Genomic DNA, 15,249 nt, shown 5'->3' with positions numbered 1-15,249 from the left:
TGGATCAAGAAAAAATCTGGCAAGCATTTTCCCATGTGACTTTTTTAATCAATTCCGCAGGTTCATTTCTTAAGGCGCAAAGGGCTTTAAAACTTTCCACAATACGCTCTGGTCGATTAGGTTGGCCTTGAAAACCAAATACAGGCATATCTGGACTATCTGTTTCCAACACTAAGGCATCAAGTGGTAGTTTTGCAATCGCTTGACGAGTTTTATTGGCGCGTTCATAAGTGATAGTGCCGCCAACCCCGATTTTATAGCCTAAATCAACAAAGCGTTTTGCTTGATCGTAGCTGCCTGAAAAACCGTGTATCACGCCAAGTTTAGATAATGGAATACGTTTTAAAAAAGTAAAAATTTGATCATGGGTTTTTCGACTGTGAATATTGACGGGTAAATTAAATTGCTTTGCAAAATAAAGTTGGCTTTCAAAAAAATGACTTTGTTTTGCCCAAAGTTCATCAGTAAGCAAATCAGGAATCGCGCGTTCCAAACCAATTTCTGCCACCGCCGTGCAATTTGCATCACGATTTTTTAAGGCTTGTTCTAACAGAATTAAATCATTTTCGGCGTGTTCTTTAATATAAAGAGGATGGAGCCCAAGCCCATAGCGCAAATTATCAGGAAAAAGTGCGGTCATATTTTGGATTGTTTTAAAATCAGCTTCTTTCACCGCCACAATCAGTATTTTTTGCACATCGGCTTGCTTAGCATTATCAATAAGCTGTGACAACGGCTCCCCAGTAAATTGTTGGAGATAATCGAGATGCGTGTGAGTGTCAAAGAAAGGCATGAGCATTTTCCTTTAGGTCGATAAAAATGGCGGAATTCATCCGCCATTCACCATTATTCTACTGAAACTGATGTAATAACCACATCTTCAGTTGGAACATCTTGATGAAAGCCTTTGTTGCCTGTCTTCACTTTTTTGATTTTATCAACAACATCCATACCTTCAACTACTTCACCAAATACTGCATAGCCCCATTCTTGAACGACTTCGCGACCAAACATTTCTTTTGAACGATAATTTAAGAAATCATTGTCTGCCACGTTAATGAAAAATTGTGCTGTCGCTGAATGTGGATCTGAAGTGCGAGCCATTGCAATGGTTCCACGTTTGTTACTTAAACGATTGTTCGCTTCATTTTGGATGGGGGCTTTAGTTGCTTTTTCGCGCATACCGCTTTCCATACCGCCGCCTTGAATCATAAAGCCATCAATAACACGGTGAAAAATTGTGTTATTATAAAAACCGTCTTTGCAGTAATTTAAGAAGTTTTCTGCTGTAACTGGAGCTTTATCAAAATCCAATTTAATTTTAATGTCGCCAAAGTTTGTGTGTAACGTAACCATTTTGTTTTCCTTCTGAAAAATTAAGGGTCGTATTATTCCACAATCGAGGTAAAAGTGCTATAAAAGTGCGATTTGTTTTTATTTCATTTTACGAGCTTAAAAATGCTAAAAATTTTCAATACCTTAACGAGAGAAAAAGAAATCTTTAAACCTATCCACGAAAATAAAGTGGGAATGTATGTTTGTGGCGTCACTGTTTATGATTTATGCCATATCGGTCATGGACGCACTTTTGTGTGTTTTGATGTGATTGCCCGTTATTTACGTTCTTTGGGTTACGATTTAACTTATGTGCGCAATATTACGGACGTAGATGACAAAATTATTAAACGTGCGTTAGAAAACAAAGAAACCTGCGATCAGTTAGTGGATCGCATGGTGCAAGAAATGTATAAAGATTTTGATGCACTTAATGTATTACGCCCTGATTTTGAACCTCGCGCGACCCATCATATTCCAGAAATTATTGAAATTGTGGAAAAATTAATTAAACGCGGACATGCTTATGTTGCGGATAATGGCGATGTGATGTTTGATGTGGAAAGCTTTAAAGAATACGGCAAATTATCTCGTCAAGATCTTGAGCAATTACAAGCTGGTGCACGTATTGAAATCAATGAAATCAAGAAAAATCCAATGGATTTCGTGCTTTGGAAAATGTCGAAAGAAAACGAGCCAAGTTGGTCTTCCCCTTGGGGCTCAGGTCGTCCGGGTTGGCACATTGAATGTTCTGCAATGAACTGCAAACAGCTTGGCGAGCATTTTGATATTCACGGTGGTGGCTCTGATTTAATGTTCCCTCATCACGAAAATGAAATTGCACAATCTTGCTGTGCACATGGCGGCCAATATGTGAATTATTGGATCCATTCTGGCATGATCATGGTGGATAAAGAAAAAATGTCGAAATCCCTAGGCAATTTCTTCACAATTCGTGATGTATTAAATCACTACAATGCAGAGGCGGTACGTTATTTCTTATTAACGGCACATTATCGTAGCCAGCTCAATTACAGTGAAGAAAACTTGAATTTAGCGCAAGGTGCGTTGGAACGTTTATACACGGCTTTACGCGGAACGGATCAAAGTGCGGTTGCTTTTGGCGGAGAAAATTTTGTGGAAGCCTTCCGTGAAGCAATGGATGATGATTTTAATACGCCAAATGCACTTTCTGTTTTATTCGAAATGGCGCGTGAAATTAACAAATTAAAGACAGAAGATGTTGAGAAAGCCAATGGACTTGCCGCGCGTTTGCGTGAATTGGGTGCGATTTTAGGATTACTTCAACAAAAACCAGAGAAATTCTTACAAGCAAGTTCTGACGATGATGAAGTGGCAAAAATTGAAGCACTGATTAAACAACGCAACGAAGCTCGTGCAGCTAAAGATTGGGCTGCTGCGGATGCAGCGCGTAATGAGCTCACCGCTATGGGCATCGTATTAGAAGATGGGGCGAATGGAACAACTTGGCGTAAGCAATAAATTTAAACGTTAAATCAATTCCATTAAAAAGACTAAGTTCAGAATGTAATAGAACTTAGTCTTTTTATTTTTTCATCATTTCTTAATATAGGATTTTAATGTTTGTTCCACTTCATAAATCCAATCTAATTCATGCTGCGTGAAACCCGCTTGAATACGAGCATCGGTATTAATGACACCTTTAAAAATTACAATACGGTATTTGTGTAACAGTTCAGTAAAGCATTTCATCGCATCCAAACCACGTTTTTTAGAAAGGGCGTGATACCAATGATTGCCGATATACACATGGCCAATTTCATCACGCAAAATAATATCCAATATGTTCACTGCGGCAAAATCTTTACGCTGTGCGATTTTTTCTTGCAGAACAGGTGTTGCATCGAGACCCCGCGCTTCTAATACACGAGGAACTAACGCCATTCGTTCCCAAATATCGTGAGCGGTGGCTTGCGCCATTTCCCATAATCCAGCATGAGCTTCAAAATCACCATATTGATAACCCAATGTTTTCAAATGTTCATTGACTAAGGAAAAATGCGTGCTTTCTTCACGAGCGACACGCAGCCAATCTTTCACAAAAGCCAAGCCTTCGCCAAGTTCTTCTTGTGCATTACGCCCGAAGCGCCAAGCCGCATCTAAGCCTAAATTAATCGCATTAAACTCAATATGTGCGATAGCGTGCAATGTGGCAGCATAGCCTTCTTCTGTAGCAAAAGAACGTTTTGGTACATCTTTCGGTGCAACTAAGAGCGGTTTTTCAGGAAAAGCAGCAATATTATCTTGCGGCACGACTTCAGGAAAATCTTCTAATTTAATCAACTGAATTTGTGGCAGAAGATTATCGTAGAGATCATTGACTAAACTGCATTTTTCTTGTGGATTCGCTGTTTTTAGTGCGGTTTCAACTTGTTGCCAAAATTGTGTAATAAGTGCGGTCATTTTTTCTCTCTTATTCGTTAAAACGGATCAAGCCTTCTTGTTGTGTTGTCGCGATTAATTGACCATCTTGCGAGAAAATTTGCCCTCGTGCTAAGCCACGGCCTCTAAAGGCATTATTGCTTTCAATTGCGTGCAAATGCCAGTGATTTAAATCAAACGGACGATGGAACCAAATACTATGATCAATGGTTGCGACTTTCATTCCTTTTTGTAAAAAGCCTTTTTCGTGCGGATGAAGAGCGGTCAAAATACAGTGAAAATCGGAAAAATAAGCCAATAAACATTGCTGAATTTTTATATCAAGCGGTGTTTCACCATTGGTTTTAAACCAAGAATATTGCTCGGCTGGCAATTTTGTCCCATTAAATGGGTTATTCAAATATTTGGTTCTTACCTCAAATGGACGCTCTGCGGCAAATTTTTCATTGAGTGGTTCTGGCAAAGTTTGAGCCACTTTTTGTAGCATTACATTTTCATCCGTAAAGTCTTCAGGCGCGCCAACATTTGGCATCGTATTTTGATGTTCAAAACCTTTTTCCGGCACTTGGAAAGAAGCTGTTACATGACAAATGGTATTTTTATGTTGAATGGCTTTTACGCGTAATGCAGAAAAGTTACGCCCTTCACGCAAGGTTTCCACATCGTAAATAATCGGATATTGGCTGTCTCCTGGAGCAAGAAAATAGGCATGACAAGAATGTAAAATGCGATCTTCTGGCGCCACCTGCATTGCCGCTGATAATGCTTGAGCTACAACTTGCCCACCAAATACTTGACGAAAACCCAAATCTTGGCTTTCACCACGAAAGATTAAATCATCAATTTTTTCAAGTTTAAGAAGATGAATGAGGTTATTGAGAATATTTGACATATTGCTTTCCTTGAGGATAAGAAAAAGTGCGGTTATTTTAGCGGAGATTTTGGGGAATGCCAAAGTTGGAAACAAAAAGCACGCATTAAAAAATGCGTGCTTTTGCTATCGTGTTAATCAAAGGTGTTTAACTCTTCTCTTCACTTCTTCTTGTTTTCCTGCATTAAATGGGCGGGCATCAGGGCTACCTAGATAGCCACATACGCGACGAGTGACAGACACTTTTGTGCTGTCGTGATTGCCACATTTTGGGCAAACAAAACCTTTGCTGGTACATTCAAATTCGCCGGTGAAACCACATTCATAACATTCGTCAATCGGTGTGTTTGTGCCGTAGTAAGGCACGCGATCGTAGCTATAATCCCACACATCTTCCAATGCTTTTAAGTTGTGTTGAATATTTGGATATTCTCCGTAGCAAATAAAACCGCCGCTGGCGAGTGGGGGATATGCCATTTCGAAATCCAGTTTGTCGTAAGGATTCACTTTCTTTTCTACATCTAAGTGGTAACTATTTGTGTAGTAGCCCTTATCCGTGACGCCTTCAATCACGCCAAATTTTTTGGTGTCTAGACGGCAGAATCGGTCGCATAAGTTTTCGCTTGGCGTGGAGTAAAGGCTGAAGGCATAGCCTGTTTCTTTTTGCCAGCGTTTAACTGCCTCGCTAAGGTGGCGAACAATCGCAATGCCTTTTTCGCGTAATTGTTCATCATCAAAAATATGCCCTTTGTTATACAGCGCATTAATGGTTTCGTGAATACCGATATAGCCAAGTGAAATAGAGGCGCGCCCATTTTTGAAAATTTGTGCCACATTTTCATCCGCTTTTAACCGCACTCCGCATGCGCCTTCCATATAAAGAATGGGAGCAACGCGAGCTTTGGTATTCTTAAGGCGGGCAATACGCGTCATTAATGCTTTTTTCGCAATAGCCAAACGTTCATCTAAAGTGCGGTAGAAATCTTCTTCGTTTTTAGACTCCAACGCGATACGCGGTAAATTCAAACTCACCACGCCAAGATTATTACGCCCATCGTGAATTTCGTGGCCGTTTTCTTCGTATGCACCTAAAAAGCTACGGCATCCCATAGGGGCTTTAAAAGAGCCTGTGACTTTGACAACCTGATCGTAATTGAGAATATCTGGATACATACGTTTTGATGCACATTCCAATGCAAGTTGTTTAATATCGTAATTCGGATCGCCTTGAGTTTGGTTCAAGCCTTTTTTAATGGTGAAAACAAGTTTTGGAAAGACTGGCGTTTTATGATTTTTTCCGAGTCCACGAATCCGGTTTTTCAAAATAGCTTGCTGAATTAAACGGGATTGCCAGCTTGTACCTAAACCAAAACCAAAGGTCACAAATGGTGTTTGTCCGTTTGAAGTGTGCAATGTATTTACTTCATATTCTAAAGATTGGAAGGCATCGAAACACTCTTTTTCAATCAATGCTTTTGCATAACCTTCAACATCATGCACATTCCATTCTTGGGCATGTTTGAGGTGTTTTTCGTAACTGATTTGCACATAAGGGGAAAGCACTTCATCAATACGATTAATGGTTGTGCCACCGTAAATATGGCTGGCAACTTGGGCGATAATTTGTGCTGTCACTGCCGTTGCGGTGCCGATAGATTTAGGGGGTTCGATTTCCGCATTGCCCATTTTGAAACCACGAGAAAGCATCCCTTCTAAATCAACTAACATACAGTTAAACATTGGAAAGAACGGCGCGTAATCTAAATCGTGATAATGAATTTCACCTTTTTCGTGAGCCTCTACCACATCGCGTGGAAGAATATGGTGCTTGGCATAATGTTTTGCCACAATTCCAGCGAGCAAATCTCGTTGCGTTGGAATCACTTTCGCGTCTTTATTGGCGTTTTCGTTAAGTAATTCTACGTTGCTTTGTTCAATCAAACCTTCAATTTCTTTTGTTAGCTGGCTACGTTTTTCTCGCGCTAAATCACGATCATGACGATATTCGATATACGCACGAGCAACCTCAGGATAACGACTTGCCATCAATTTATCTTCAACGATTTTTTGAATCTGATTAATATCAATCTCGCCTTGATGATGGGTGAAAATCTCATTTCCTACTTCTTGCCCAATTTGGTGGCAATAAAATTCATCGGAAATATTGACCGCACTTGCGGCTTTTTTAATGGCATTGATAATACGTTGAATCTCAAACTCCGCACGAGAACCATCGCGCTTGATGACCCCAAAGTTACTCATGATATAGCTCCAATATATAGTGTTTTTGAAATGCGGGATGCACTATATATAGATCTAAAAAGATAATCAACACACAATATGTAGTGTTTTTAGGCGTTTTATTGCAAAAGAATTTTGTTAAAGATTGATTTTATTAGAAAAATATCACATTAAGTTGTTGAGAACTTTTCTCAAATATTTTTTGATTTTGTGATCAATATTACAATGTTTACTTTTGGGGTTATAGGTTTTGAGAAAAAATAGTCTATGGTAAAATAGATGAGTATTTAACAGAGGTAAAAATGATGACTGATAAGCTAAATTTAAATGTATTAGACGCTGCATTTTATTCGTTAGAGCAAACCGTAGTACAAATTTCAGACAGAAATTGGTTTGATATGCAACCCTCTATTGTACAAGATACCTTAATTGCAGGTGCAATTCAGAAATTTGAATTTGTTTATGAGTTAAGTTTAAAAATGATGAAACGCCAACTTCAACAAGATGCAATTAATACCGATGACATTGGGGCTTATGGATTTAAGGATATTTTGCGAGAAGCATTGAGATTTGGTTTGATTGAAGATATGTCAAAATGGGTTGCTTATCGTGATATGCGTAATATTACATCACATACGTATGATCAGGAAAAAGCCATGGCTGTTTATGCACAAATTGATGATTTTTTAATAGAAAGTCGCTTCCTATTGGAGCAATTACGTCAGAGAAATCAATATGACTAGTTTTGCACAGTTTGATATAAAATCTGAAGAATTGGCGATTGTGAAAACTATTTTACAACAATTAGTACCTGATTATACCGTGTGGGCTTTCGGTTCTCGTGTAAAGGGAAAAGCAAAAAAATATTCCGATCTTGACCTTGCGATTATCTCTGAGGAACCTTTAGATTTTTTAGCTCGTGACAGATTAAAAGAAGCTTTTTCTGAATCAGATTTACCGTGGCGAGTGGATCTTGTTGATTGGGCTACAACGAGCGAGGATTTTAGGGAAATTATCCGAAAAGTTTATGTTGTTATTCAGGAAAAAGAAAAAACGGCCGAAAAACCGACCGTTCTTTAGACAAAATATAAATTAAGCCGCCACCATTACCATCGCTGGGCGAATGACTCGACCATTTAAGGTGTAGCCTTTTTGCAATACGACGCTAATTTGATTGGTTTCAAAGCCCTCAGCGGGTTGCATTGAAATGGCTTGATGTAAGTCAGGATTAAATGCTTCACCGACAACTCCCACAGCTTCCACGCCAAAACGACCAACGGTTGAAACTAATTCTTTTAAAGTGAGTTCAACACCGTCAAATAAGGCTTTTACACTTTCATCTTCTTTATTTGCTGGAGTGGCTAGGGCACGTTCTAGGTTATCGATAGTATTCAAAATGTCTTTTGAGAATTTTTCCAATGCGAATTTATGTGCTTTTTCTACGTCTTGTTCAGTACGACGACGAAGGTTTTCAATTTCAGCACGAGAGCGAAGTAAAATATCCTGTTCTTTGTTTGCCGCTTCTTCTATTTGAGTTTTTAGCTGCTCTTCAAGTTCTTGCACTCGGGAAATTGCTTCTTCTAAAGGATCAAGTTCTTGAGAAGGCTCTGTTTGTTGTGTTTTTTCCACAACCGCTTCTTCTTTTTCTACTTCTGGGGTTTCAACTTTTTGTTCTTGTTCTGACATTTTTTTCTCCGTAAATACAAAATTCGCCATAGTCGTTAGCTATAGTCTAACAAAAAACTATATAATGACGAAAATGTTAAATTCAAGTGCGGTTTATTTTATGAATAATTTATATCGTTCCTTTAAAACTATTGGGCTTGTAGGAAAACCTAGAAATGACATTAATCTACAAATGCACAAAAATTTGTTTCATTGGTTAACGGAACGCGGCTATCAAGTAATGATGGAAAAAGATGTTGCTGAAAAACTGGGGCTTCCTGCAGAAAATCTTGCAACACTTGAGGAAATTGGTTGCCAAGCACAGTTGGTTATTGTGATTGGTGGGGATGGCAATATGTTGGGGCGTGCTCGCGTATTAGCAAAATATGATATTCCATTGATTGGTATTAACCGCGGTAATTTGGGATTTTTAACAGATATTGACCCGAAAAACGCCTATGCTCAACTAGAAGCTTGTTTAGAACGCGGTGAATTCTTTGTGGAAGAACGTTTTTTATTGGAAGCAAAAATTGAGCGTGCAGGTGAAATTGTATCGACAGGTAATGCAGTGAATGAGGCGGTTATCCACCCTGCAAAAATTGCACATATGATCGATTTTCATGTATATATCAATGATAAGTTTGCTTTTTCGCAACGTTCTGATGGATTAATTGTTTCTACTCCGACAGGTTCTACAGCTTATTCTCTTTCCGCTGGTGGCCCGATTTTGACACCAAACCTTAATGCCATTGCATTAGTGCCAATGTTTCCACATACATTAACTTCTCGTCCTCTTGTTATTGATGGTGATAGCAAAATATCGATTCGTTTTGCTGAACATAATACATCTCAATTGGAGGTGGGCTGTGATAGTCAAATAGCCTTACCTTTTACGCCTGATGACGTGGTGCATATTCAAAAAAGTGAGCATAAACTTCGATTGCTTCATCTAAAAAATTATAATTATTACAATGTATTAAGTACCAAATTAGGTTGGTTGAAATCATTTTGATTTTTATAAAAAGCCTAGTGGAAATGTATCAGTAAAATACTGTGAAAAAATCCTTTACTGTAAATTAAATCAGTTGTAATATGATTGATATACAGTTAAAGGATTTTGCTATGCTTACTCAACTTACTATCAATAATTTTGCGATTGTTCGCCAGCTTGATATCGAATTGGCGAAAGGAATGTCTGTTATTACTGGGGAAACTGGGGCAGGTAAATCTATCGCCATTGATGCTTTAGGTTTATGTTTCGGACAAAGAGTAGAAACCTCAATGGTACGAGAAGGGCAAGAGCGTGCAGAAATTTGTGCAACTTTCCAACTAGAATCGCATAATCCTGCTTATCAATGGTTGAATGAGCAAGAATTGCAAGATTCAGATAATCCCACTGAGTGTATTTTGCGTCGTGTGATTAATGCAGACGGACGTTCTAAAGCTTTTATTAATAGTACTCCTGTATCCGCGTCTCAATTAAAAGAAATTGGTCAATATCTTGTTCATATTAATGGGCAGCACGCTTCCCAATTATTGCTAAAAAATGACTATCAGCTTCAGTTAGTTGATAATTTTGCCGCTCATCCTGAATTACTTGTGAAAATGCGTGAAGATTATCTGGCATGGAAAAATCTTCAAAATCAAGTTAAAACCTTTCAACAAAAAGTGGCAGAAAATGAAGCACGTAAACAACTTTTACAGTATCAAGTGGATGAGTTAGATGAATTTAACCTTCGACCAAATGAATATTTGGAATTAGAAGATGAACAACGTCGTTTATCTAGCAGCGAACAGCTAACCCAACTTTCTCAATCAGCCTTGCAAATTTTAAGTGAAAATGACACGGTAAATATCGATAACTTGCTTTATCGTGCGACACAATATATTGATGAATTAGCTGAACTTGATCCGCAATATGCTGAAGTTCAAAGTATGTTGAATGATGCGTTGATTCAAGTGCAAGAAGCAACCAGTGAAGTGCGAAATTTATCGAGTAATATCGAGCAAGATCCTCAACTTTTACAGGAAATTGAACAGAGAATTAGTCAGGCTTTACAACTTGCTCGTAAACATCAAGTTAAACCTGAAGATCTTGTGGAACATCACAAAAAATTAAAAGCAGAATTAACCGCACTTTTAGATTTTTCTGAAAGTGAAGAGATGTTGATTGAGCAAGAAAAACTCGCATTTGAACAAATGCAATCAACGGCTATAGCATTAACAGCAAGTCGTCAGCAATCTGCAGCTCGCTTAGTGCAAAATGTCACTCACTCGATAAAACAACTTGCAATGGAAAATGCTGAATTTTATGTAGAGTTGAATACGGACTTAGATAAAGTGGGATCAAACGGTTCAGATAATGTGATTTTTACTTTGCGTAGTAATTTAGGTCAACAACCTCAACCGTTAGCTAAAATTGCCTCTGGTGGTGAGCTTTCTCGTATTTCTTTGGCGATTCAAGTTTTAACTTCTGATCAATCGGCTATTCCAACGTTAATTTTCGATGAAGTGGACGTGGGCATTAGCGGAAAAACAGCAAGTGTTGTTGGAAAACTTTTACGTCAATTAAGTGAACGCTGCCAAGTATTATGCGTAACTCACTTACCACAGGTTGCTTGTCATGGCCATCATCAGTTCAATGTAGAAAAATTTACTGTTGATAATAAAACTGAAACACAAATGACCGCACTTTCACAAGCTGAACGTGTACCAGCTTTGGCAAGACTCTTGGGCGGAAGTGAAATTACAGAATTAGCTTTAGCCAATGCTCAGGAAATGTTAGATTTAGTTCATTAAAATGGGATTTAATTGCTATTTTATGAACTAAATAGCTTATCCCAAAATGCTTGAATAAATGACCGCTCTTTGACAAATTCAGTTTTATCTACAACAGGAGATTTACCTATCAAATTCAAATGGTGAATAGCATTGCGTAAATCGACATAACTTTGTTTTAAAGCGTCGCAGTCTGTTTGGCTAATAATTTTAGCCTCTGCCATATCATCGAAAATACGTACGTTGTCTGACCATTTTGTCAGTTGTGGGTTTTGTGGAGCATTGGCAAGCATTAAATATTGAGCAATAAATTCAATATCAGTGATACCACCGCGATCTGTTTTAAGATTAAATTCACCATCTTTTGAATGGGACAAATGCGTGAACATTTTTCCTCGCATCTCCACAACATCTCGCTTTAATTGTTCAAGATCTCGTGATGCAGAAAGTACGTGTTGGCGGATATACTCAAATTTAGCTTTAAGAGATGATTCACCAAAAACAGGGCGAGCACGCACAAGCGCTTGTTTTTCCCATGTCCAAGCTTCATTTAATTGGTAATGGGCAAATGCCGAAAGAGAGCAGCCAATTAAGCCAGCATCGCCAGAAGGGCGTAGGCGCATATCTGCCTCATAAAGTACGCCAGCGGAAGTATTTATGCTGAAAATACTTACAATCTTTTGTGCCAAACGCAGGTAAAATTGATTGCTATCAATCACTTTTTTGCCACCTGTTGTTTGACTTTCTACGGCATCGTACAAAAATACGAGGTCTAAATCGGATTTATAACCGAGTTCAATACCACCCAGTTTTCCATAACCAATAACTAGAAATCCTTTTTCACCATTTTGTAAATGTTCAGGCACACCAAATTTAGACGAAACTTGTTTCCAAGCTAGATTCACAACGACTTCAATAATTGCTTCGGCAAGATAGGTTAAATGATCGCTTACCTTCATCACCGGTAATGCCCCTAAAATATCTGCCGCAGCCACTTTTAATAGGGTTGCTTGTTTAAATTGACGTAAAGCATCAATAAGCTGTTCTTCATCATCAGGTGGTAAACGAAGCAAATATTGGTGTAACTCTGCAGGATATTGGGTAAATGGCAACGGATGGCGTAGCGCTTCTGTATTAAGCAATTCATCTAATAAGATAGGATGGCGGGCCAGTTGCTCTGAAATAAGTTGAGACTGCGCACAAAGTTCAATAACTTGCTGAAGGGCACGAGGATTTTCCAATAATAATTCTAAATAAGTCGTGCGACTCGAAATTTTTTCAATAATGTTCAGAATTCGGGGGAGCAAAGTGCGGTAATTTTCTTGTTCAAAAATGAGTGCAAGTACTGTTGGCATCAAATGACTCAAAACATCACGTCCACGCGAACCAATCACTCTGTGATTTAGGCTGTCTTTGAATTGAGCAAGCTTTTCTAAAACGTCATTAATATTATTTTCTGATACACCACTCTCTAATAATGTTTGTTCAATATCCTCAAAATCTGATTCTAAAAAATCTTGCCATTGGCTATCAGTTTGTGAAGGCTCATCTTGTTCATCACCGATTAATTGAGTAAATACAGCCCGCACTTTTTCTTGTTTTTGTTGCAAAGTGCGGTAAAAATCGTCCCAATTTTCTATTGGATAATGTTTTTCAATGGTTTGATTATTTTCATTTAAACAGGTGAATGTTTTACATGCCTCGACTAAACGAATTTGATCTATTTCATCGGTTGGTAGTGTTTGAGTTTGTTGATCGTTAATGGCTTGTAGAATGTTTTCTACGCGGCGTAAGAAAATATAACTTTCACGTAAATCGTGGAATTGTTGCTCGGTAATTAACCCTAGTTTGGTAATTTCAGGCAAGATCTTTAAGAGTGAATGTTGTTGCAGATTGATTTCTCGCCCGCCTCGAATGAGTTGAAAAACTTGCACGATAAATTCGACTTCACGAATGCCGCCAGCACCCAGTTTAATATTATCTTTCAAACCACGACGGCGTACTTCTCGCTCAATTTTGCCTTTCATTTCGCGTAAAGATTGAATTACACTAAAGTCAATATAGCGACGATACACAAAGGGGCGTAACATTTTTTGCAATTTTGAAACATTGGGATCCTTTGTTTGTACGCCCAATACTCGCCCTTTAATCATTGCATAGCGTTCCCAATCTCGACCTTGATCTTGATAATATTGTTCCATTGCCGCAAAGCTGAGAACAAGCGCACCGCTGTCACCAAATGGGCGCAAGCGCATATCGGTTCGATATACAAAACCATCAGCGGTAAATTCATCTAAGGCAGAAATAAGGCGTTGCCCTAAACGCGTAAAAAATTTTCCATTATCCACAGAACGTCGAGCATTCGTATTCTCAATGGACGTTTCCCCTTGTGATGGATAAGTGAAAATTAAATCAATATCTGAGGAAAAATTTAGTTCAAAGCCGCCTAATTTCCCCATTCCTAGGATATAAAGCTGTTGCGGATTGCCTTGTTCATCCATTGGCGTGCCCATCTCCGCACAGGCTTGATGGTAAAGCCAATCGCGGGCAGAGATAATTAAACTTTCTGCAAGTTGTGAAAGCTGAACAAATATTTCTTCAACAGTCGCAAGATTCAAACTTTGACAAAAACTTAATTTTGCCATTTCAATGTTACGGAATTGGCGTAATGTTTGATAGAGTGAGGTTTCGTCATGTACATTGGCTAACTCTTTATTCAAACGTTCAATATAGGCAGAGCAATCTGCAAAACAGGGCGATTTTTCCCACCATTGTTTCACTAAGTGCGGGTATTTTTGCAAGACTTTTTCCACAAAGTCAGACATTGCTATGGCATAGCCTAATTGATAAATAGGCATTTCAGGATGATTTGAATTTTGTTGAATGGCTTCGTGAATTTTTTCTGGGGAAATGTCTGGAAAAGATTGGCACAGGATTGTGCCAAGAGATTGTAATTTTTGTTCAATGAGGGCAGAAAGTGCGGTCATTTTTTCTAACCTTTTTGATAGGAATTTAAGTGACGTAATACGGTTTCTTTCGCTTTTTGAGGTTGTAAACTATCCAGCCATTGTATTGGTGTTTTCCAACTGCGCAGCCAAGTGAGTTGGCGTTTTGCAAGTTGGCGAGTTGCACAAATACCACGGAAAATCATTTCTTCGTGGTCGTAATCGCCTTGCAAATATTCCCACATTTGACGGTAGCCTACACAGCGAATTGATGGTAGATTAATATTTAAATCGCCACGCGCATAAAGTTTTTCCACTTCTTCTTGAAAGCCCAGTTCAATCATTTTATGAAAGCGTTGTTCTATGCGGTCATGCAAAATATGACGATCTTGCGGAGCAATTGCAAATTGCACAAAATCATAAGGCAAGGCTTCGCCTTTTTCTTCCGTCAGCTCTGTGAGTGATTTCCCTGTGATATAAAAAACCTCTAAAGCACGATTGATTCGTTGAGAATCACTCGGATTAATTCGAGCGGCAGAAATGGGATCGATTTTGGCGAGTTCTGTATGCAATGCTGCCCAACCTTGTTGAGCCGCTTTTTGTTCAAGCTCGGCGCGAATATTTTCATCAGCAGAAGGCAAGGGAGAAAGCCCTTCAATTAATGCTTTGTAATACAGCATCGTGCCGCCCACTAGTAACGGAATTTTGCCTTGTGCGGTAATATCCGCCATTTCGCGTAGCGCATCATCGCGGAAATTCATCGCGGAATAGCTTTCTGATGGATCTAAAATATCAATCAAACGGTGAGGCGCAAGGTAAAGTTCTTCTTTTGATGGTTTCGCTGTGCCAATATCCATTCCCTTATAAATAAGCGCTGAATCCACACTAATCACTTCAACTGGAAGCGAGCTTCGTAGTTGAATAGCTAAATCCGTTTTGCCTGAGGCCGTAGGGCCCATTAAAAAAATTGCGGTTGGTTTCATGAAGAAT

At 38.7% G+C, this 15,249-nt stretch carries 13 protein-coding genes; 5 read left to right on the top strand and 8 right to left on the bottom strand.

Annotated elements, in window-relative coordinates; all coding sequences use genetic code 11:
• Positions 1-4: 4 nt before the first annotated feature.
• Both DV434_RS03940 and DV434_RS03935 read right to left on the bottom strand, forming a co-directional pair.
• Positions 5-793, bottom strand: coding sequence for a TatD family hydrolase (locus DV434_RS03940; protein ID WP_118811501.1), 789 nt, complete (start codon positions 791-793; stop codon positions 5-7).
• 53 nt (positions 794-846) lie between these two features.
• On the bottom strand, positions 847-1,356 hold the full coding sequence (locus DV434_RS03935) for a peptidylprolyl isomerase (protein WP_005634038.1): 510 nt from the start codon (positions 1,354-1,356) through the stop codon (positions 847-849).
• A 102-nt stretch (positions 1,357-1,458) separates the two neighbouring features.
• Between DV434_RS03935 and cysS the strand changes: the two genes are divergently transcribed.
• Entirely contained in the window at positions 1,459-2,838 is a 1,380-nt protein-coding gene (gene cysS / locus DV434_RS03930; RefSeq protein WP_118811500.1) for a cysteine--tRNA ligase, read from the top strand.
• Between the two features lie 75 nt (positions 2,839-2,913).
• Here the strand turns inward: cysS and DV434_RS03925 are convergent, their stop codons facing one another.
• The 3 genes from DV434_RS03925 to nrdD form a co-directional block, all read right to left on the bottom strand.
• Positions 2,914-3,780, bottom strand: a complete 867-nt coding sequence (locus DV434_RS03925; RefSeq protein WP_118811499.1) for a ferritin-like domain-containing protein — start codon at positions 3,778-3,780, stop codon at positions 2,914-2,916.
• A 10-nt stretch (positions 3,781-3,790) separates the two neighbouring features.
• Positions 3,791-4,651 (bottom strand): acyl-CoA thioesterase II, encoded by an 861-nt coding sequence (gene tesB, locus DV434_RS03920; protein WP_118811498.1) that lies wholly within the window; start codon positions 4,649-4,651, stop codon positions 3,791-3,793.
• Between the two features lie 117 nt (positions 4,652-4,768).
• A complete protein-coding gene (gene nrdD, locus DV434_RS03915) occupies positions 4,769-6,892 on the bottom strand; it encodes an anaerobic ribonucleoside-triphosphate reductase (RefSeq protein ID WP_118811497.1) in 2,124 nt (707 codons plus the stop codon).
• Between the two features lie 281 nt (positions 6,893-7,173).
• Here nrdD and DV434_RS03910 point away from each other — a divergent pair, with 281 nt between their 5' ends.
• Positions 7,174-7,614, top strand: a complete 441-nt coding sequence (locus tag DV434_RS03910) for an HI0074 family nucleotidyltransferase substrate-binding subunit (protein ID WP_013525427.1) — start codon at positions 7,174-7,176, stop codon at positions 7,612-7,614.
• The gene (locus tag DV434_RS03905) at positions 7,607-7,951 is read left to right on the top strand and encodes a nucleotidyltransferase family protein (RefSeq protein ID WP_118785057.1); all 345 of its coding nucleotides are present in this window, start codon (positions 7,607-7,609) and stop codon (positions 7,949-7,951) included. The genes DV434_RS03910 and DV434_RS03905 overlap by 8 nt, the downstream gene beginning before the upstream one ends.
• A gap of 12 nt (positions 7,952-7,963) precedes the next feature.
• Here the strand turns inward: DV434_RS03905 and grpE are convergent, their stop codons facing one another.
• Positions 7,964-8,557 (bottom strand): nucleotide exchange factor GrpE, encoded by a 594-nt coding sequence (grpE, locus tag DV434_RS03900; protein ID WP_153065683.1) that lies wholly within the window; start codon positions 8,555-8,557, stop codon positions 7,964-7,966.
• Between the two features lie 100 nt (positions 8,558-8,657).
• Between grpE and DV434_RS03895 the strand changes: the two genes are divergently transcribed.
• Positions 8,658-9,548, top strand: coding sequence for an NAD(+) kinase (locus DV434_RS03895; RefSeq protein ID WP_118785163.1), 891 nt, complete (start codon positions 8,658-8,660; stop codon positions 9,546-9,548).
• A gap of 110 nt (positions 9,549-9,658) precedes the next feature.
• A complete protein-coding gene (recN, locus tag DV434_RS03890) occupies positions 9,659-11,335 on the top strand; it encodes a DNA repair protein RecN (protein WP_118785055.1) in 1,677 nt (558 codons plus the stop codon).
• A 20-nt stretch (positions 11,336-11,355) separates the two neighbouring features.
• On the opposite strand, the gene glnE is transcribed toward recN, so the two are convergent.
• Positions 11,356-14,301: a bifunctional [glutamate--ammonia ligase]-adenylyl-L-tyrosine phosphorylase/[glutamate--ammonia-ligase] adenylyltransferase gene (gene glnE, locus DV434_RS03885; RefSeq protein ID WP_118811496.1), complete on the bottom strand. Its 2,946-nt coding sequence runs from the start codon at positions 14,299-14,301 to the stop codon at positions 11,356-11,358.
• 5 nt (positions 14,302-14,306) lie between these two features.
• Positions 14,307-15,242, bottom strand: coding sequence for a tRNA (adenosine(37)-N6)-dimethylallyltransferase MiaA (gene miaA, locus DV434_RS03880; protein ID WP_118785053.1), 936 nt, complete (start codon positions 15,240-15,242; stop codon positions 14,307-14,309).
• Positions 15,243-15,249: the final 7 nt, after the last annotated feature.

The organism is Haemophilus haemolyticus (assembly GCF_003493685.1).
GTDB lineage: Bacteria > Pseudomonadota > Gammaproteobacteria > Enterobacterales > Pasteurellaceae > Haemophilus > Haemophilus haemolyticus_O.
The sequence above is the reverse complement of the archived record's forward strand: the minus strand, read 5'-3'. Positions and strand labels throughout refer to the sequence as shown.

Coding starts and splice junctions, on each gene's coding strand:
- grpE (WP_153065683.1), bottom strand. CDS start 8,557: ATGTCAGAACAAGAACAAAAAGTTGAAACCCCAGAAGTAGAAAAAGAA.
- DV434_RS03925 (WP_118811499.1), bottom strand. CDS start 3,780: ATGACCGCACTTATTACACAATTTTGGCAACAAGTTGAAACCGCACTA.
- DV434_RS03940 (WP_118811501.1), bottom strand. CDS start 793: ATGCCTTTCTTTGACACTCACACGCATCTCGATTATCTCCAACAATTT.
- miaA (WP_118785053.1), bottom strand. CDS start 15,242: ATGAAACCAACCGCAATTTTTTTAATGGGCCCTACGGCCTCAGGCAAA.
- glnE (WP_118811496.1), bottom strand. CDS start 14,301: ATGACCGCACTTTCTGCCCTCATTGAACAAAAATTACAATCTCTTGGC.
- DV434_RS03905 (WP_118785057.1), top strand. CDS start 7,607: ATGACTAGTTTTGCACAGTTTGATATAAAATCTGAAGAATTGGCGATT.
- DV434_RS03895 (WP_118785163.1), top strand. CDS start 8,658: ATGAATAATTTATATCGTTCCTTTAAAACTATTGGGCTTGTAGGAAAA.
- tesB (WP_118811498.1), bottom strand. CDS start 4,651: ATGTCAAATATTCTCAATAACCTCATTCATCTTCTTAAACTTGAAAAA.
- nrdD (WP_118811497.1), bottom strand. CDS start 6,892: ATGAGTAACTTTGGGGTCATCAAGCGCGATGGTTCTCGTGCGGAGTTT.
- DV434_RS03910 (WP_013525427.1), top strand. CDS start 7,174: ATGATGACTGATAAGCTAAATTTAAATGTATTAGACGCTGCATTTTAT.
- recN (WP_118785055.1), top strand. CDS start 9,659: ATGCTTACTCAACTTACTATCAATAATTTTGCGATTGTTCGCCAGCTT.
- cysS (WP_118811500.1), top strand. CDS start 1,459: ATGCTAAAAATTTTCAATACCTTAACGAGAGAAAAAGAAATCTTTAAA.
- DV434_RS03935 (WP_005634038.1), bottom strand. CDS start 1,356: ATGGTTACGTTACACACAAACTTTGGCGACATTAAAATTAAATTGGAT.